At 58.7% G+C, this 18231-nt stretch carries 14 protein-coding genes; 4 read left to right on the plus strand and 10 right to left on the minus strand.

Translation table 11 applies throughout. From position 1 onward, the window contains the following. Together J7412_RS00765 and J7412_RS00770 are read right to left on the minus strand one after the other, a co-directional pair. The gene (locus J7412_RS00765) at window positions 1-870 is read right to left on the minus strand and encodes an alpha/beta hydrolase (protein ID WP_348540448.1); all 870 of its coding nucleotides are present in this window, start codon (window positions 868-870) and stop codon (window positions 1-3) included. 23 nt (window positions 871-893) lie between these two features. Further along, complete coding sequence (locus J7412_RS00770; RefSeq protein ID WP_209076116.1) at window positions 894-1733, minus strand: amino acid ABC transporter substrate-binding protein; 840 nt, start codon at window positions 1731-1733, stop codon at window positions 894-896. Window positions 1734-1940: 207 nt separating this feature from the next. Between J7412_RS00770 and radC the strand changes: the two genes are divergently transcribed. Beyond that, window positions 1941-2702 carry a DNA repair protein RadC gene (gene radC, locus J7412_RS00775; RefSeq protein ID WP_209076119.1) on the plus strand — a complete coding sequence of 254 codons (762 nt, stop codon included), beginning with the start codon at window positions 1941-1943 and terminating at the stop codon, window positions 2700-2702. 1 nt (window position 2703) lies between these two features. Here radC and J7412_RS00780 read toward each other — a convergent pair whose 3' ends face one another. The 3 genes from J7412_RS00780 to secA form a co-directional block, all read right to left on the minus strand. Then, a complete protein-coding gene (locus tag J7412_RS00780) occupies window positions 2704-4263 on the minus strand; it encodes a phosphate ABC transporter substrate-binding/OmpA family protein (protein WP_209076121.1) in 1560 nt (519 codons plus the stop codon). 21 nt (window positions 4264-4284) lie between these two features. After that, window positions 4285-5289 (minus strand): hypothetical protein, encoded by a 1005-nt coding sequence (locus tag J7412_RS00785; protein WP_209076123.1) that lies wholly within the window; start codon window positions 5287-5289, stop codon window positions 4285-4287. Between the two features lie 105 nt (window positions 5290-5394). After that, entirely contained in the window at window positions 5395-8121 is a 2727-nt protein-coding gene (secA, locus tag J7412_RS00790) for a preprotein translocase subunit SecA (RefSeq protein ID WP_209076126.1), read from the minus strand. 169 nt (window positions 8122-8290) lie between these two features. On the opposite strand from secA, the gene J7412_RS00795 reads away from it, so the two are divergent. From J7412_RS00795 to mutT, 3 genes are read left to right on the plus strand one after another with little or no spacing between them, the layout of a single operon-like run. After that, on the plus strand, window positions 8291-9160 hold the full coding sequence (locus tag J7412_RS00795) for a peptidylprolyl isomerase (protein ID WP_209076128.1): 870 nt from the start codon (window positions 8291-8293) through the stop codon (window positions 9158-9160). A 3-nt stretch (window positions 9161-9163) separates the two neighbouring features. Further along, window positions 9164-10393: a bifunctional glutamate N-acetyltransferase/amino-acid acetyltransferase ArgJ gene (argJ, locus tag J7412_RS00800; RefSeq protein ID WP_209076130.1), complete on the plus strand. Its 1230-nt coding sequence runs from the start codon at window positions 9164-9166 to the stop codon at window positions 10391-10393. Continuing rightward, window positions 10390-10788, plus strand: coding sequence for an 8-oxo-dGTP diphosphatase MutT (gene mutT, locus J7412_RS00805; RefSeq protein WP_209076132.1), 399 nt, complete (start codon window positions 10390-10392; stop codon window positions 10786-10788). The genes argJ and mutT overlap by 4 nt, the downstream gene beginning before the upstream one ends. A 396-nt stretch (window positions 10789-11184) precedes the next feature. Here the strand turns inward: mutT and infB are convergent, their stop codons facing one another. The 5 genes from infB to J7412_RS00830 all read right to left on the minus strand — a co-directional run bounded on the left by infB (window position 11185) and on the right by J7412_RS00830 (window position 18199). Continuing rightward, complete coding sequence (gene infB / locus J7412_RS00810) at window positions 11185-13680, minus strand: translation initiation factor IF-2 (protein WP_209076134.1); 2496 nt, start codon at window positions 13678-13680, stop codon at window positions 11185-11187. Beyond that, window positions 13677-14309 carry an RNA-binding protein gene (locus J7412_RS00815; protein WP_209076136.1) on the minus strand — a complete coding sequence of 211 codons (633 nt, stop codon included), beginning with the start codon at window positions 14307-14309 and terminating at the stop codon, window positions 13677-13679. The genes infB and J7412_RS00815 overlap by 4 nt, the downstream gene beginning before the upstream one ends. Window positions 14310-14332: 23 nt before the next feature. Then, a complete protein-coding gene (gene nusA / locus J7412_RS00820; RefSeq protein WP_209076138.1) occupies window positions 14333-15952 on the minus strand; it encodes a transcription termination factor NusA in 1620 nt (539 codons plus the stop codon). A gap of 4 nt (window positions 15953-15956) precedes the next feature. Then, a complete protein-coding gene (rimP, locus tag J7412_RS00825) occupies window positions 15957-16535 on the minus strand; it encodes a ribosome maturation factor RimP (RefSeq protein WP_209076140.1) in 579 nt (192 codons plus the stop codon). A gap of 155 nt (window positions 16536-16690) precedes the next feature. Continuing rightward, a complete protein-coding gene (locus J7412_RS00830) occupies window positions 16691-18199 on the minus strand; it encodes an ABC transporter substrate-binding protein (protein WP_247743711.1) in 1509 nt (502 codons plus the stop codon). Between the last annotated feature and the right edge of the window lie 32 nt (window positions 18200-18231).

Below are 18231 nucleotides of genomic sequence, written 5' to 3' on the forward strand. Positions count from 1 at the left end.
TCAAGCCCCCTCCAAATGCCCCAGCACCGCTGCCAGAACCTCCTCCGGCTGCTCCTCAATCAGGAAATGCCCCGCTTCAACGCCCTTTCCCACGGCATTGGGGAACCACGTCTGCCAGCACTCAAGCGGGTCCACATGATGGTCGATCACCCCCTTGGTGCCCCAGAGCACCAGACAGGGCATCTCAAACTGTCGCCCCTCATCCGCACGGTCATGATCCAGATCCTCACTGGCCCCGGCCGCATAATCCCCGCACCAGGCGTCCACCACGCTGGATTTGCGCGCCGCTACCTCATAGGCCGCCAAAGCCGCAGGGTGAAACATCTCCAGACTGCCTGACAGTCCGACCAGCGCGGAATGCAGATAGAGTACCGGATCGCTTTTGATCAGCGCCTGCGGCATGCCGCTGGGCTGCGCCAGAAAGGTCCAGTGATAGTAGCGCTTGGCCAGCCAGTCATCCATCGTGCGCCACACATCAAGCGTGGGCAGAATGTCCATCAAAGCGACGGACTGCACCGTCTCCGGATAATCCAGCACCATGCGATGCGCTGTGCGGGCGCCGCGGTCATGGGACACCACGTGAAACCGCTCATGCCCCAGCGCCCGCATCACCGCGACCTGATCCTGCGCCATCGCCCGAAACGTGAAATCCCCGTCATGGGCGACAGAGTCACCATAGCCGCGCAAATCCGGCACGATCACGCGATACCGCTCTGCCAGCTGTTCGGCGATGCCGTGCCACATCACATGGGTTTCCGGAAACCCGTGCAACAACAGAAGCGGCGCGCCTGCCCCGCCCACACGCAGATGAATGCGCGCATTGGACAGGTCAATCTCTTGTGTCTCAAAGCCGGAAAACACGCCGCTCACGCCTCTCTTCTAGTGCAATCGCCTCACTGCGGGATAGGCGCCATCGTAAACATTGCACGCAGGAATTCTCCCGGCTGAATGCCGGGCAGCGTGGTTTCAAAAATCTTCTGCATCACGCCGCGCGCATACATGGCAGAGAGCAGACGATCCACCATCAGGCGGAACTCCGTGTCGCCGCGCGCCATGGCCAGCCCGTGCTGCTCTACCGTCAGGATCGCATTGCTAAGTTTAAGATTGCCGCGGTCTTCGCTGCTCAGCCACAGTGCCGCCAGAATGGACTGGTCGGCGAAATAGGCATCCAGCGCGCCGTTCTCTAACGCCTCCATCGCTGCATCATGATCGGCAAAGCGCACCACCTCGGCAAACAGCCCTGCTCCCGTCAGCGTGTTGGTGAGCGCGGTTTCAGTGGTGGTGTCGCGCCGCACGCCCAGCTTCTTGCCCGCCAGATCCGCAAAATTGTCCGAGCCGTTCAGGGGCAGCAGAATTGACGTGCCATCGGCAAAAACCGGAATGGAAAAATCCACGATCTCGCGCCGTGACAAAGTGATGGTGGCCGCCCCGCACAGCAGGTCAATCTCACCCGCGGCCACTTTCTCAAACCGCTCCTGCGCGCCGACGGGTACAAATTCCACATCCAGATTGGGGATCTGAATGGTGTTCAAAATGCCTTGTGCCAATTCGGCACAGACCAGCGGCGTGTAGCCGCCCGGGTTGCCATCTTCTGCCTGAAAGGACAACGGCGCGGCATCCACGCGATAGCCCAATTTGAGCTGCCCGGTTTCCTTGATCCGTTCGATGGTCTGCGCACTGGCAGCCCCCGCCAAAAGAGCAGTGGCCATGACAAGGCTCAAAAAGGATTTCATGGGGTATCCTGTCTCAAAAATAATTTGTGTTGGCGTTACCTTTCCAGCTTCCGTGAAGGGCCACAAGCGCGATTTCCGCGCACAAAGGTTAACGAAATTGGCATCGTCGCGTTACAGCCGCGATACCGACGCGATACCGACGTGCGATTTTGCAGAAATCTGGCCTTTGTTAACCTTTGATTTACCATCTTTGGAGATTGTTAACCCATGTCCAGAGCGAACGACTTTGGGGAACGGCCGTTGCCGCTTTTTGAAGCGGACGAGGCCGTTGGGTCGCCGCTCAAGGCCGGTAAACTACCCTCCTATATTGCGGATCACCGCAAGCGCCTGCGCACCCGCTTCATTAACGGCGGCGCGCAGGCGCTCCCTGATTATGAACTGCTGGAGCTGGTGCTGTTTCGCGCAATTCCGCGACGGGATGTGAAACCTCTCGCGCATAAGCTTCTGGAAACATTCGGAGATTTCAACGCCGTCATCAGCGCGCCCCTGCCGCGCCTTGCGCAGATCAAAGGCGTGGGCGAGGCGGTGATTTGTGAACTGAAGGTGATTGAGGCCGCTGCCCACCGTCTGGCCCGCTCGCGTGTGATGCACCGCCCGATCCTGTCGAGCTGGGAGGCGCTGCTGGATTATTGTCACACCACCATGGCGCATCGCGACACCGAACAGTTTAGGGTTCTGTTTTTAGACACAAAAAACACGCTGATCGCCGACGAAGCACAGGCGCAGGGCACCGTCAACCATGTGCCTGTCTACCCCCGCGAGGTCGCCAAGCGCGCACTCGAACTCAACGCCAGCGCTCTCATTCTGGTGCACAACCACCCATCCGGCGACCCGACCCCGTCCGAGGCGGATATCGCCATGACTCATCAAATCGACATGGCCTGCCAGACACTCGCGCTGACCCTGCATGACCATATCATCATTGGGAAATCCCGCGAGTTGAGCTTCCGCTCCGAAGGGCTGATTTAGATCACTTGACCCAAATCTCCACCCGCCGGTTCACCTGCCGCCCCCAAGCACTGTCATCACAGGCCATGGGCATGGCTTCGCCAAAGGCATGCACCTGAATATCCATCCGCTCAGGCTTTGCCGTCTCCGCAGCCGTCAACACAGCCTTGCGCACCGAATCCGCCCGACGTTCCGCGATCTTCTGGTTGCCCGCCGCCGGGCCGTTACCATCTGAAAAGCCCACAAAATAGAGGCTTCTTGCGTCATAGACACCGGCCTCGAGCGCCCGTGCCAACTGCTGCACATTGGAGCGCGACTGCGCATCCAACCGTGAGGATCCCGCTTGGAACCGGAAAGAAATGGACAGGCGTTTCATGCCAGAAAGCGTGGATGTCAGGCGCTGTAGGTCCTCAAGCCCGACGTCTTCCCCAGCCACGGAAATCGCGTTGGCAAAGCGATCCCCCTGCAAGTTGATCGGCACCTCTTCGGCGGTCTGATCCACAAAGCCAGCCCGCCGGATCACGATCTGTGCGGAGGGGCTGCGGGTATAGCTCAGGAAATCCCGTGCGATTTTGGGCAAGCGACGGGCCGGAAAATAGAGGAACATCGGGGCGTTTAGGGGATAATCCTCGGTTTTGATGGTGCGCCGCGAGGCTGCCAGAGAAAACCCGCAAGACCCCTGCAAGGTCACAAGCTGCGTGTTGCCGCGATCCGCATAAGACGCGATTCCAATGGCAAAGGGATCCCGCTCCACCGCATGGACCAGCGCCTCATTGCGGCTGTGGCGCGCCGCCGCCTCATCTGTTCGCAGATTGGCGCGGAGCATCAACTGATCTTCGACCGCCTGTGCAAAACCGGACTCCGCTGTCATCATATGAACGGAAATCGGCGCGTCCGGGCCACCAAGCGCTGCCCAATTGTCTATCTTGCCGGCAAAAACCTCAGCGAGCTGCAGCAAGGACATGGACGTGACCGGATTGCCTGCGGCCACGATGGGCACCATCCCGTTTAGCGCCAGAACGCGGCTGCGGTTCGCGTCTGTCATGTCGCCCAATCCGGCCTCATAGCCCAGCTCTGCCTCCTTGGGGCGAATCTCACGCAGGGACATGACAATGTCGGCCTCGTCCGCCAGAAGGTCGGCAAACCCTTCTTCCGCGCTGCTCGCATGAAAGCGGAATCTGGCGAGCGTTTCGCCTCCGTCCGGCGCACTGAGGATATAGGTAAACCTTTGTTTGCTCTCAGATTCTCTAGCCGCCTCATAGCCCTCTGCCTGTGCAAAGGCCTCAAGCAACGCAGGCATCAAGATGTCAGCCATGGTCGCGGATCCTGAGATCGAGACATCGGCGACGAAGTTGATCAGATTGGGGCAACCAGGGCCTTCGCAAAACACACCGGAGCCATCCACGGTCAGCTCGCCGTAGATCGTCTGCACACGATAGAACTCTCCATCAAACCCCAAAAGGGTGCCGGAGATTTCAACTTCTCCGTCGTGAGATTTGAGGAAAACGTCCTGAGAAAGGGCAGATGTGACACCTGCCAAAAGAAGAAGTGCGGCGTAAACCGCCGCACGAAACTGCATCATTGTGATGTCCTGACCGCGAGCTTAGTTTTTCGCGATTGTCAGGTTTTGGACGAGGTTTTTCAACACCAGAAATTCACCAACGGCGGTACAATCGGGCATCTGCATTTGCAGCTCATGCTGGTCTTTGACCTGCCCCTCACGCAGCGCGAGGCTGGAAAGCTGCATGTCCTGATCACAGTTGGCGGCGGTCACCTCAGCTTCGATGCTAATCTGGATTTCGCCACGGTTCTTCGCAATGCCGGTAGGGAAGGTATAGACCTCCGCCTGCGCCGCTCTCGGATCGTCAGCCTCGCCAAGAACCATCAGGAAACCGCCCGCGCCACCTGCAAGCGCACTCACGCTGCGTGGTGCCTCGCGCCACACATGGCCCTTCTCGCCGTAGCTTGCGCCAAATTCACGGGCATGGAGCTCAGGGCCGCTGTCACCGCGCCACTGCATCACCACCCGGTCATAAAGCGGCAAAGAGTCGATACGTGCGGAAGCCACAGCCCCATCACCATTCTCAAAAGATGCCGCGAATACAGCCACTTCCGCCAGACCAGGCACCAGCAGATCCGCGCTGCCGTCAGCAGAAACCTGTGCGTGGAATTTCAGCTCTTCGTGTTCAATCAGAACGCGCTCGCCGGGATGGCACGGCGCGATCAGCTGCAAAGACACCAGCGCAGCCGCATTGGTTTTGGCATGTAATTCCGGGCCACAGCCCAACGCCGGAATGCTCTCTTCCTTGGGCAGAAGACCAACCGGCAGATCATCGGCAACCGCCACCAACACCTGCTGTGTCGGCAGGCTCACGCCTTGGCCCTGCTCGGCTGGCATGGCCGGTAAAGACACAGCCTGTCCCAAGCGCGGGGTCGCAAAATCCTGGGGCAATGACACGCGGTCACGCAAATCACCCTGCGCTGGCGCCTGCGCAACGGCGGGCACAGCGGCCTCACTTGTTTGCATCACAAACCCAATGCACACAGCCATCGACCCCGTTGCAAAAGCAAGGGCATAGCGGCGGTACATGTTTTTGAGATTCTGCATGATGTCTCCTTCTCAGGTGGCAAATCCCGTCCGGACACATTCACAATAGAAAAGGGCGCTCATAAGGCGCCCTTTTGATCTTTGTCTGTCGGTGTGACGCTGAAATCAGGCCAGCTTGCCGTGACAATGCTTGAACTTCTTGCCCGAACCACAGGGGCATTGCTCGTTGCGCCCCGGATTGCCCCAGGTTGAGGGATCTTCTTCGTCAAACCCTGCAAGCGCTTCGCCCGCTGGCGGTTGCGCCGCCGCTGCGGCGTCACTGGGCGCAGGTGCCGCGCCCGCCTGAGAGGCGTTCATCATGGCCTGCTGGCGCTGTGCCATCTCAAGGGCGAGCTGTTTCTGCTCTTCCTCAGAGATCGGACGCACGCGGGAGAGCATGGAAGTCACGTCAATGCGCAGGCTGTCCAGCATGCTTTCAAACAGTTGGAAGGCTTCGTTCTTATATTCGTTGAGCGGATCACGCTGCGCGTAGCCACGGAAGCCCACAACAGAGCGCAGATGTTCCAGCGTCAGAAGGTGCTCACGCCACTTGCTGTCGATTGTCTGCAAGAGAACCTGCTTTTCGATCATGCGCATCGCTTCGGGGCCAAAGCTGGTGGCTTTGGACGCCATCATCTCGTCAGCGGCCTTTTCCAGACGCTCACGCATGCTGTCGTCATCCACGCCTTCTTCGTCGGCCCATTCAATCACCGGAACGTCGACGCCCAGATGTTCAATGGCCGCAGCATAGAGACCCTGCGTGTCCCACTGATCCGCATAGGTTTTCGGCGGCAGATGCTTCTCCACCAGATCGTCGATGACCTCATGGCGCATATCCTGAACGATCTCAGAAAGATCAGCGTTTTCCATGATTTCGCGACGCTGGGAGAAGACCACTTTCCGCTGGTCATTCATCACGTCATCAAATTTCAGGAGCTGCTTACGGATGTCAAAGTTGCGGCCTTCGACCTTCGCCTGCGCACGCTCCAGGGATTTGTTGACCCATGGGTGAACAATCGCCTCACCCTCTTTCATGCCAAGAGTGGAGAGCACCTTGTCCAGACGGTCAGAGCCAAAGATGCGCATCAGGTCATCTTCAAGGCTCAGGAAGAAGGCAGAACGGCCCGGGTCGCCCTGACGGCCAGAACGGCCACGCAGCTGGTTGTCGATCCGGCGGCTTTCATGGCGCTCGGTGGCAAGAACAAACAGACCACCGGCCTTTTTCACGGCCTCTTCGTCGTCCACGTGCTTGGTTTCAATCTCTGCGCGCAATGCCGCGTGATCCCCTTCAGGGTTCGCAGCGATGGCCTCAAGCACTTTGAACTCGACGTTGCCACCCAGTTTGATATCGGTGCCGCGGCCCGCCATGTTGGTGGCGATGGTCACCGCACCCAGCTTACCCGCATCCGCAACAATCTGCGCTTCCTGCTCGTGCTGGCGCGCGTTCAGAACATTGTGCTTCACACCGGCCTTTTCGAGCAGGTTGGAGAGGAACTCGGACTTTTCAATCGAGGTTGTGCCCACAAGGATCGGCTGCCCTTTTTCGTGGGCTTCCTTGATGGTGGTGACGATGGCGTCAAACTTCTCACGGGCGGTGCGATAAACGGCATCATCTTCGTCGATCCGTGCCACGCCGCGGTTGGTGGGGACTTCGACCACGCCGAGGCCGTAGATTTCCTGAAATTCTTCTGCCTCGGTTGCCGCTGTACCGGTCATGCCGCCCAGCTTGTCATAGAGACGGAAGTAGTTCTGGAAGGTCACCTGCGCGAGTGTCACGTTTTCGGGCTGAATCTGGCAGCCTTCCTTGGCTTCAATCGCCTGATGCAGACCTTCAGACAGACGACGGCCTGCCATCATACGGCCGGTGAATTCGTCAATCAGAACCACCTGACTATCACGCACGATGTAGTCTTTGTCTTTGATGAACAGCTTATGCGCGCGCAGGCCCTGGTTCACGTGGTGCACAATGGTGGTGCTTTCCGGATCATACAGGCTCTGACCTTCGGGCAGCAGGCCACGTGCATGCAGGTGCTCTTCCAAAAACTCGTTGCCCTCATCGGTGAAGGTCACGTTTTTGGCTTTTTCATCCAGCGTGTAGTGCTCTTCCTGAACGTCGGGGATCAGCTTGTCGATCGCCATATACATGTCTGTGCGGTCCTGCGCAGGGCCGGAGATGATCAGAGGGGTCCGCGCCTCGTCGATCAGGATGCTGTCCACCTCGTCCACAATGGCGAAATGGTGGTCGCGCTGGGACATATCAGCCAATTCGCTTTTCATATTGTCGCGCAGATAATCAAAACCCAACTCATTGTTGGTCGCGTAGGTGATGTCACAGGCGTATGCGGCGCGCTTTTCGTCTTCGGGCTGCTGAGGGTACACCACGCCGGTGGTCATCCCCAAAGCGGCGAAGACATTGCTCATCCAGTCCGCGTCGCGGCGGGCCAGGTAATCGTTCACCGTCACCACATGCACGCCTTTGCCGGTCAAAGCATTGAGGTAGGCAGGGAAGGTTGCCACGAGGGTTTTACCTTCCCCGGTTTTCATCTCGGAAATATTGCCCTGATGCAGGAAGATGCCGCCCATCAGCTGTACGTCAAAGGCCCGCAGACCCAGCGCACGTTTGGCGGCTTCGCGGCAGTTGGCGAAGGCTTCGGGCAGAAGTGCGTCAAGCGACTCGCCACCTTTGGCGCGCTCAGACAGCTCTTGTGTTTTGGCTTTCAGCTCGTCGTCAGAGAGTTTCTCGAAGTCCGGCTCCAGCGCATTGATCTTTTCAACAAGCGGACGTGTTGCTTTGACTTTGCGGTCATTGGGCGTGCCAAACACTTTTTTGGCGATTTTTCCGAAACCGAGCATATAACTTGTCCTTCGTTGCGCATTCGTGCGTGGCTAATTCTTGCTGTCCCGGCCCTGTGCTCCTAGAAACGGGAAACAGCCTGTTTGCCTTGACCTCAAAGCGATGTAAGGGGCGTCAGGAACAGTGTCAACGCCGCCAGTCCGCGCGGCACCAGCCAAGGACGAAACGATGTCAAAACACCTCAATTTCTTGCGCGCGAGTGCAGTCGCTGTCTGCTTTGCTCTCCCTGCATTTGCACAGGAAGAACCGTCGCTGGACACCGTTGTTGCAACGGTCAATGGCGAGGCGATCACATTGGGTGACATGATCTCGATCCGCGCAGGGCTGCAGCCGCAATACCAACAGCTGCCACCGGAAACCCTGTTTGCCAGCATTCTTGAGCAATTGGTGCAGCAAACCGCCCTGTCGCAGGCGCTGGGAGACAATGTTCCACAATATATCGAGATTGCGCTGAACAACGAGCGCCGCACCCTGATGGCAGGCGAAGCGCTGGAAGCCTTTGTCGCCAGCAACGAAGTGAGCGACGAAGAGCTGCAGACCGCCTATCAGGACCGCTTCGCAAACTTTGAAGGCGAGGCAGAATACAACGCCAGTCACATTCTCGTGGGCACCGAAGAAGAAGCGGTTGAGATCCGTCAGCAGCTTCAGGACGGGGCCGATTTTGCGGAAACCGCCAAAGAAAAATCCACAGGTCCGTCCGGGGCTTCCGGCGGCAGCCTTGGCTGGTTTGGCAAAGGTCAGATGGTGAAACCTTTTGAGGACGCCGTGTCCGAACTCGCCGTGGGCGAAATCTCGCAGCCTGTGCAAACCCAATTCGGCTGGCACCTGATCATCCTGAATGACGCTCGCAAATCCGAAGCCCCTTCCTTTGAAGAGGCACGTCAGGAGCTGCTCAATGATGCGCAGCGCAAAGCGGTTCAGGGCTATATTGCCAAACAAGCGGCGGCGGCTGATGTCGACCAAACCGGTGCTGAAGGCATTGATCCCGCTGTGTTGCAGCGCATCGACCTGCTGAACCCTGTGCGCGTGCAGGAATAAACGATGGCTGAAATCACCACAGTGTCCCCTCTGGCTCCGGAACATTTTCCGGAGCTGCCAACCATCGAAGGGGTGAAATTCGCCACTGTTGAGGCGGGCGTGAAATACGCCAACCGCAAAGATGTGATGCTGGCAGAACTGGCACCGGGCACCGCAATGGCTGGTGTCTTCACACGCTCCGCGACGCGCTCCGCTGCGGTTCTGGATTGTCAGGAAAAGATCGCGCAGGACAGCGACGCGGGTGCCGCGATCCTCGTGAACGCGGGCAATGCCAACGCCTTCACCGGCAAAAACGGCGTCACCTCGGTGAAAGCTGTGACCGACGCGGTTGCCGCCTGTCTTGATCTGCCGGAAACACGGGTGTTCTCCTCCTCGACCGGCGTGATTGGTGAGCCTTTGCCGCATGACCGGATCACCGGCAAGCTTGAGGAACTGCGCGGCAAGCTTTCATCTGATGCGATTGTGGATGCCGCCGAGGCGATCCGCACCACCGACACCTTTGCCAAGGGCGCGAGCCGCTCGGCGGAGATCAATGGCCAGACCGTCAAGATCGCGGGTATCGCCAAAGGCTCCGGCATGATTGCACCCGATATGGCCACCATGCTGGTCTATATCTTCACGGACGCAAAGATCGCGCGCGCGGATCTTCAGGCCATGGTGTCGTCGCTCAACAACGTCACCTTCAATGCGATCACCGTGGACAGTGACACCTCCACTTCCGACACGCTGCTGGTTGCCGCAACGGGCGCCTCAGGGGTTCTGGTGAGCCAAGAAGATCAGGCGTTCCGCACCGCGCTGCATGAGGTGATGTTGGATCTGGCGCATCAGGTGGTGCGCGACGGTGAAGGCGCGACAAAATTTGTCGAAATCAACATCACCGGTGCAGCAAGCGCCGAGGATGCCCGCACACACGCCATGGCAATCGCCAATTCGCCTTTGGTGAAAACCGCTGTGGCCGGTGAGGATCCCAACTGGGGCCGCATTGTGATGGCCATCGGCAAGTCCGGTGCGCAGGCGGATCGGGATCTCCTGAGCATACGCTTCGGCGATATTCTTGTGGCGGAAAACGGCTGGGTGTCGCCTGACTACAAAGAAGAGGCCGGCGCCGGCTATATGCAGCAGCAAGACATCACCATCAATGTCGATCTGGGCCTGGGTGACGCACAGGACACCGTTTGGACCTGCGATCTCACCCATGGCTATATCACCATCAACGCGGATTACCGGTCGTGAAAACAGTTTTGGTCGCAGCCGTTGTGCTGATCGATGCGGACGGGCGCATTTTGTTGGCGCAACGTCCTGAAGGAAAATCTATGGCAGGCCTCTGGGAATTTCCTGGAGGCAAAGTTGAGCCGGGGGAAACGCCCGAAGCCGCGCTGATCCGCGAGCTTCAGGAAGAGCTGGGGATCGATACATGGGCAAGCTGCCTCGCGCCGCTGACCTTTGCATCCCACAGTTATGATGATTTTCACCTGCTGATGCCGCTCTTTGCCTGCCGCAAATGGGAGGGCATTCCGCAGGCCAAAGAGGGCCAAACCCTCAAGTGGGTCGCCAGCAAGAACCTGCGTGATTATGAGATGCCACCCGCCGATATCCCGCTGATTCCGATGATTAGAGACTGGGTATAGGCTAGAATCTGCTCAAATTGGGCCAATTCACGCTACTTTGGTAGGCGGTTTGTAAACTTATATTCAACAATAAGCATTGAACAAGGTAGTATGTTGGCAGTATGGGAACTGCGCACTAACCGAAAATTAACTAAGTTGATGCTAACAAGATGTCAATCAAGTGGGGATTTTTGACATGCTAAAAACTATCACCGTAGGCAGCTGCGTCTCTATCCAAGGTCCAGTTGTAAAAAGCCTTCCAGATGGGCGCGTATCCATCCGCGTGGGCAACAAGATCTACTCTGGCAAACCGATCTCCTGATCGTTCAGAGCAGAAACGGAAGAAAAAAGGCCGCTCCAGTTTGGAGCGGCCTTTTTCGTTGAATGGATCATGCCGCGGAGGCGGCATACGCTGGATCAATCCAGCGTACGCGTCACTTCTTCGCGCTCGAAGATCTCGATCACGTCGCCAGCGCGGATATCGTCGTAGTTCTCAAACGCCATACCGCATTCCTGACCGGACTGAACTTCCGCCACTTCGTCTTTGAAGCGCTTCAGGGTCTTCAGTGTGCCTTCGTGGATCACCACGTTGTCGCGCAGCAGACGCACGCCAGCGGAACGACGCGCCACACCTTCGGTCACGATACAGCCAGCCACTTTGCCCACACCGGTCACTTTGAAAACCTCTTTGATGTTCGCGTAGCCGATGAAGTTCTCGCGGATTTCTGCAGACAGCAGGCCGGAGGCCGCCGCTTTCACATCATCCACCAGATCATAGATCACCGAGTAGTAGCGGATCTCCACGCCTTTCTGGTTGGCGGTGTTACGGGCAGAGGCGTTGGCACGGACGTTAAAGCCCATGATCGGAGCGCCGGAGGCCTCAGCAAGACCCACATCGGTCTCGGTGATCGCGCCCACACCGGAGTGCAGCACGCGCACACGTACCTCATCGTTACCGATTTTTTCCATCGCCTGAACGATCGCCTCAGCGGAGCCCTGCACGTCAGCCTTAACGAGGATTGGCAGCTCTGCCATGTTCTCGTCTTCCTTGGCTTTCTGCATCAGCTGCTCAAGCGTGGTTGCAGCACCGGCTGCCGCACGTTTGTCCTTGGCAACCTGTGCACGGTATTCCGCGATCTCACGCGCCTGCGCTTCGGTTTCGGTCACGTTCAGAACGTCACCCGCTTCCGGTGTGCCGTTCAGACCAAGCACCTCAACCGGCACAGACGGGCCAGCTTCTTTGACGCGCTCGCCTTTGTCGTTGATCAGCGCACGGACCTTACCGTACTGCTCACCCACAACGAAGATATCGCCTTGGCGCAGCGTGCCTTTCTGAACAAGAACGGTCGCAACAGGGCCACGGCCCACGTCCAGCTGCGCTTCGATCACAGCACCCTGTGCCGCGCGGTCCGGGTTGGCTTTCAGTTCCAGAATCTCTGCCTGCAGCGCGATGGCTTCCAGCAGTGCATCAAGGCCCTGACCGGTGTGTGCGGAAACTTCCACGTCCTGCACTTCACCAGACATCGCTTCCACAATCACTTCGTGCTGCAGAAGCTCTGCGCGCACTTTGTTTGGATCTGCGGCTGGCTTGTCGATCTTGTTGATCGCCACGATCATCGGCACTTCGGCCGCTTTGGCGTGGTTGATCGCCTCAATCGTCTGCGGCATGACCGAATCGTCGGCTGCCACAACCAGAACAACAATGTCCGTCACCTGTGCACCGCGGGAACGCATCGACGTAAACGCCGCGTGGCCCGGAGTGTCGAGGAACGACAAGGTCACGCCATCATCGGTTTTCACCTGATAGGCGCCGATGTGCTGGGTGATGCCGCCGGCTTCGCCGGACACAACTTTCGCATCGCGAATCGCATCCAGAAGCGAGGTTTTGCCGTGGTCCACGTGGCCCATGATGGTGATCACTGGCGGACGCGCCTGCAGATCGCCTTCATCGTCTTCCACATCGGAGATCACGTCTTCCACGTCGGCGTCAGAAACACGCACAACCTTGTGGCCGAATTCTTCGATGATCAGTTCCGCTGTGTCCGCGTCGATGGTCTGGTTCTGCGTGACCATCATGCCCATTTTCATGAGCTCTTTCACAACATCTGCAACGCGCTCGGCCATACGGTTGGCCAGCTCAGAGACCATGATCGCCTCTGGCAGCTGCACGTCACGCACAACCTTTTCACGCTCAACAGAGCCACCCATCGCTTTCTGACGCGCACGCTCTTGCTTACGCTTCATGGACGCCATGGAACGGTGGCGGTTGTTCTCACCACCGGTGGCCTGACCAAGGGTCAGCTTGCCGGAACGGCGGCCATCGTCACGGCCTTTGCCGCGGCCACCGCGCTGTTCGCGCTCACGGTCTGCTTTGCGCTGGGTTGGCTGCGGTGCAGGCTTGTTGGTTGGTGCACCACGGCCCTGAGGCGCAGCAGAAGGTGCAGGCGCAGCGGCAGCACGCTTGGCTGCTTCTGCGGCTTCCGCCGCTTCTTTTTTCTTGCGCTCTTCTTCTTCAGCTTTCTTGCGGGCACGCTCTTCAGCTTCGCGCTGTTCACGCTCTTTGGCTTCCGCTTCCTGACGACGACGCTCACGCTCTTCGGCGCGGGCCTTTTCTTCGGCTTCGCGGCGGGCTGCGTCTTCGGCTTCACGTGCTTTTGCGGCCTGAAGCGCCTTCAGGCGGCGTTCCATTTCCGCATCAGAAATGCCAGCGGGGCGGCGATTGGGATCGCCACCGGATTTTGCGCCACCACCGGCACCGGTTTTGGCCGCACCAGGCTTGGGCACCACAACGCGTTTGCGCTTCGTTTCCACCACGACATTTTTCTTGCGTCCGTGGCTGAAGCTTTGCGTCACGTTGCCAGGGCGGTTCCCACCGCGCAGACCCAAGGTTTTTTTACCGTCGTTATCGCTCATCTGGCTGTCTTGTCCTTCCCGGAGGCCGCTGCCACCGTTTCTTCGCGTACGCCTTTTAATCTTAGGGCTTCCTCTACAACACGATTTGTGAGTCCGCCAGACGCAAGCGCTCCATGTATCACAGTTTGTCGCCCAAAAGCCAAACCCAATTCGTCAGCTGTGAGCCAGTCTATGTGGTGACCACCATATGGCGGCCTCAGTTTCGTTTTCCCGCGCTCCGATCCGTCGCTGGCCTGAAGCAGCACTTCTGCCTCATCCTTGACCAGCCAATCTTTGACCTTCTCAAAGCCAGCCACCGCTGATCCGGAGCGGCGCGCAAGGCTGATCAGCTCAATCACACGCTGCCCCAATTGGCGGGACACCTCTTGCACCAGATCCTCAGGCACCTTCACCTGCTGCTTTGCAGCGCGGGCAAAAACACCTTTCTTGACCGCCTTGCTGAGGGCGGCGGCATTTGCGGTCACCCACATGCCACGGCCCGGCAATTTGCCCATCACGTCGGGCACGACCTGCTGGTCCGGCCCGACAACAAATCGGATCAGCCCCTCTTTGGGAGCTGTCGCGCCTGTGGCGATGCACTTGCGCTCTGGTTCTTCAGCCCGTTTGCCCGGACGGCCACCGCGGCTCATCTGTTGCCCTCTGAGGCCTGAAATCAGGCCTCAGCCTCCTCAGATGTGTCTTCTTCGCCGTCTTCAGCCGCTTCGGCCTCCAGCTCAGCCGGATCAACCCAGCCCAGCACGACGCGTGCTGTCATCACCATGTCCTGTGCTTCTTCCAGCGACACATCGAAAGGTTCCAGAATGCCGTCGTCTTTGACGCGCTCGCCGTTCACCGTGGTCCAGCCGCCGGCCAGCTCCCAGTCTGCGCAGGTTGCAAAGTCTTCGAGGTTCAGCACGCCATCTTTGGCCAGTGCCTCGATCATTTGGGGTGTCAGACCCTCAAATGCAACCAGGCTGTCCTGAACACCCAGTTCACGGGCGTTATCCAGCGCAGCTTTGTTCTGTGCATCAATGTAGTCACGCGCACGGGCCTGCAGCTCGTTTGCGGTGCCTTCGTCAACGCCGTCGATGACCAGCAGTTCATCCACTTCAACATAGGCCACTTCTTCGAGGTTGGTGAAGCCCTCAGACACCAGCAGCTGTGCGAAGAACTCGTCCAGATCCAGTGTTTCCATGAAGAGTTTCGTGCGCTCTTCGAATTCTTTCTGACGGCGCTCGGACTCTTCCGCTTCGGTCATGATGTCGATGTCCAGCGCGGTCAGCTGGGACGCCAGACGCACGTTCTGACCACGACGGCCAATCGCCAGCGACAGCTGCTCGTCAGGCACTACCACTTCGATTTTACCGGCTTCGTCATCCAGAACCACTTTGGACACTTCTGCAGGCTGCAGCGCGTTCACAAGGAAGGTTGGCTGATCTTCGTTCCATGGGATGATGTCGATTTTCTCACCCTGAAGCTCGTTCACAACCGCCTGAACACGAGAGCCGCGCATACCCACACAGGCGCCAACCGGATCGATGGAGCCATCGTGAGAGATCACAGCGATCTTTGCACGGGAGCCCGGATCACGCGCCACGGCTTTGATGTCGATGATGCCATCATAGATTTCCGGCACTTCCATTTTGAAGAGCTCGGCCATGAATTCAGGCGCGGTGCGGCTCAGGAAGATCTGGTGGCCACGTGGCTCACGGCGCACTTCTTTGATGTAGGCGCGCAGACGGTCGCCGGAGCGATAGCTTTCGCGGCCAATCTTGTCGTTGCGGCGCAGCACGGCTTCGGCACCGCCGAGATCCACGATCACGTTGCCAAATTCTTCGCGCTTCACAGAGCCGTTGATGATGGTACCGGCGCGATCTTTGAACTCTTCGTACTGACGATCACGTTCCGCTTCGCGCACCTTCTGCAGGATCACCTGTTTCGCAGACTGCGCCGCGATCCGACCCATTTCTACCGGAGGCACTTCTTCCACAAACACATCACCGACTTCCGGGTTTTCCAGATACTGTTTGGCCTGCTCTACGGTGAACTCTGCCTGATAGTTTTCCAGCAGATCGTCTTCGACAACGGTGCGCACGCGGGTAAAGGTCGCTTTACCGGTCTTGCGGTCGATGGAAACACGAATGTCCATTTCCGCGCCGTAGCGGCTTTTGGCTGCGCGGGCGAGGGATTCTTCCATCGCTTCAACCACCAGCCCGGGGTCGATCATCTTTTCGCGCGCAACGGCTTCGGCGGTCTGAAGCAGCTCAAGTTGGTTTGCAGAAGTGATTGCCATTGTCTTACTCCTCGGACTCTTCGGTCTCGACGTCGTCAAAATCGTCTTCGTTCAAGATGCCCGCCTCTTTGCGAGCTTTCAGCATTTCTTTGATCAGATCATCGGTCAACACCAGCTTGGCATCCGCCAGCCAGTCAAAGTTCAGACCCACAGTCACGGTCTCACCCTGATTGTCGATGTTGATCAGAACATCTTCGCCTTCGATACCAGCCAGCACACCTCTGAAGCGCTTGCGCCCATCAATCAGTTCGCTGGTTTCGATCTTGGCTTCATAGCCTTCATAGGCCTCAAAATCCTTCAGGCGCGTCAGCGGGCGGTCCACACCGGGGCTGCCCACTTCCAATGTGTAGGAATCCGCCAGAGGGTCTTCCACGTCCAGCACCGCGCTGACCGCATTGGAGATCTGCGCGCATTCATCCACTTCGATGCCGCCACCGGGGCGTTCTGCCATAATCTGCAGGGTGTGGGTTTTCCCACCCATCAGGCGCAAGCGTACCAGCTCAAACCCCATGTCTTCGATCACGGGGCCAACAATATCTGCCAGCTTGCGGTCAATCGCCGCTTTGGCAATCAGGTCACTCATAGGCGAGCTCCAAACACAAAAAAACGGGCCCGCGGCCCGTCGATCTTTCTCGGTGGTGCGTTCGGTGTCAGCCGATCGCGCCGCTGTTGAGAAGGCATATACGTGTCAGAAGCTGAGTCTGCAAGCCAGAATGTTGGACCGCGCGTTGCGCGGCCTCAAGCGCGCCACCAGCGTTCGGCAAAGCGTGCATTGTCCATGGCGTAGTGCGCGCCGGTGGCGGGCGGGGTGGCAATCGCCTTGGAGGTGGCCTGAAGGTGATCGGCAAAGGCCGGAATAATCAGATTTCCCGACTGCGCGACAAGCTGCTGCAGCTCCCCATAAAGCGCCCGGCGCTTGGTGCTGTCCATCTCAGAGCGCGCCGCACCAAGAAGCGTATCAAACAGCGGGTTCTCCCAGCCGCCCCGGTTCCATGTGGCGCCCGGTGCGAGATATGTGGCCATCGCCCAGTCTTCCGTGGCACGGCCCGCAGATGTGGAAAGAGACAGCTGGCTTGGTTGCGCGGAGACAGCGATATCCACGCCCACCTGCTTCAATTGCTTGGCAAAAACTGCGGCCGCAGCTTGGCCCTGCCCGCCGGACCCGCCGATGAGTCGCAACGACAGCTGATCAACGCCCGCAGCGCGCAACAGGTGGCGCGCCTGCTCCGGATCATGCGCCAGCGCCCCAAGCTTGCCCGCATAGAATGGATTTGAAGGGCCAACCGGAGTATCGCTCCCCGCAGCGCCATATCCAAGCAGCAGTTCATCCACAAAGGCCTGACGATCCACCGCATGTTTGAGCGCCCGCTGCACCGCATCTGCCTCTGCCAGGCTGTGACGGCCATCCAATGCAAAGCTGAAGTGCTGATTGCCGCGCAACTGTTGCAGCGTGATGCCCTCAGCCTGCGCGATCTGAGTGGCATAGACCGGCGCGATTTGCGCAACCGCATCCGCCCGCCCTTCCAGCAGAAGGTTCAACCGCTCTGAAGGCGCATCCACGTTCACAAAATCAAGCGCCTCAAAGAAACCGGCGCGTCCATCCTTGTAGTGTGACGACACGCGCGTCGCCTGCAGGCGCTGCCCCGGCTCAAAAGATTCCACGCGATAAAGCCCGGTGCCGATCCCGTTGAGCATCGCCAATTCGACATAGCCCGCCGGATAGATCACCAGATGGTAATCCGCGAGCAGGTAGGGGAAATCCGCGTTGGAGGCCGCTAAGGTGAACTGCACCTGATGATCGCCCAGCGCATGGATGCCGGTGACATCCCGCAGCAAGGGCTGCGCAGGTGATGGGTGCGCTGGATCAAAATGCAGCGCAAAGCTTTCCAGAACATCCTCGGCCACAAAGGGTTTGCCATTGTGGAAGGTCACATCTTTGCGCAGATCAAAGGTCCAGAGACGTGCGTCCTCGCTTGCGCTCCAGCTTTCCGCCAGCTCGCCCTTCAGCGCGCCATCCGCTGCGATTTCCGTGAGGCAATCAAACACCGCACCGTGCGCCGCCGCCATCATGAACAGGCTGTCATGATCCCGTGCGTCCCATGTGTCTTGCGCCGTTCCTCCCGTCAGAACACCGCGCAACGTCCCGCCGGTCTTGGGGGTGCCCGCCATCAACGCAAGACCGGAGGCCGCCAGCGCACCTGCGGCGGCACCAGAGGTCAAAAGGCTGCGTCGACTGATACGGGGCAAAGAAAATCTCCGGTTCTGCGGGCTTTGATCAG

It is taken from the genome of Shimia sp. R9_3 (assembly GCF_017743755.1).
Lineage (GTDB): Bacteria > Pseudomonadota > Alphaproteobacteria > Rhodobacterales > Rhodobacteraceae > Shimia.

Coding starts and splice junctions, on each gene's coding strand:
- J7412_RS00795 (WP_209076128.1), top strand. CDS start 8,291: ATGTCAAAACACCTCAATTTCTTGCGCGCGAGTGCAGTCGCTGTCTGC.
- argJ (WP_209076130.1), top strand. CDS start 9,164: ATGGCTGAAATCACCACAGTGTCCCCTCTGGCTCCGGAACATTTTCCG.
- J7412_RS00770 (WP_209076116.1), bottom strand. CDS start 1,733: ATGAAATCCTTTTTGAGCCTTGTCATGGCCACTGCTCTTTTGGCGGGG.
- J7412_RS00785 (WP_209076123.1), bottom strand. CDS start 5,289: ATGCAGAATCTCAAAAACATGTACCGCCGCTATGCCCTTGCTTTTGCA.
- J7412_RS00780 (WP_209076121.1), bottom strand. CDS start 4,263: ATGATGCAGTTTCGTGCGGCGGTTTACGCCGCACTTCTTCTTTTGGCA.
- secA (WP_209076126.1), bottom strand. CDS start 8,121: ATGCTCGGTTTCGGAAAAATCGCCAAAAAAGTGTTTGGCACGCCCAAT.
- infB (WP_209076134.1), bottom strand. CDS start 13,680: ATGAGCGATAACGACGGTAAAAAAACCTTGGGTCTGCGCGGTGGGAAC.
- J7412_RS00815 (WP_209076136.1), bottom strand. CDS start 14,309: ATGAGCCGCGGTGGCCGTCCGGGCAAACGGGCTGAAGAACCAGAGCGC.
- rimP (WP_209076140.1), bottom strand. CDS start 16,535: ATGAGTGACCTGATTGCCAAAGCGGCGATTGACCGCAAGCTGGCAGAT.
- radC (WP_209076119.1), top strand. CDS start 1,941: ATGTCCAGAGCGAACGACTTTGGGGAACGGCCGTTGCCGCTTTTTGAA.
- nusA (WP_209076138.1), bottom strand. CDS start 15,952: ATGGCAATCACTTCTGCAAACCAACTTGAGCTGCTTCAGACCGCCGAA.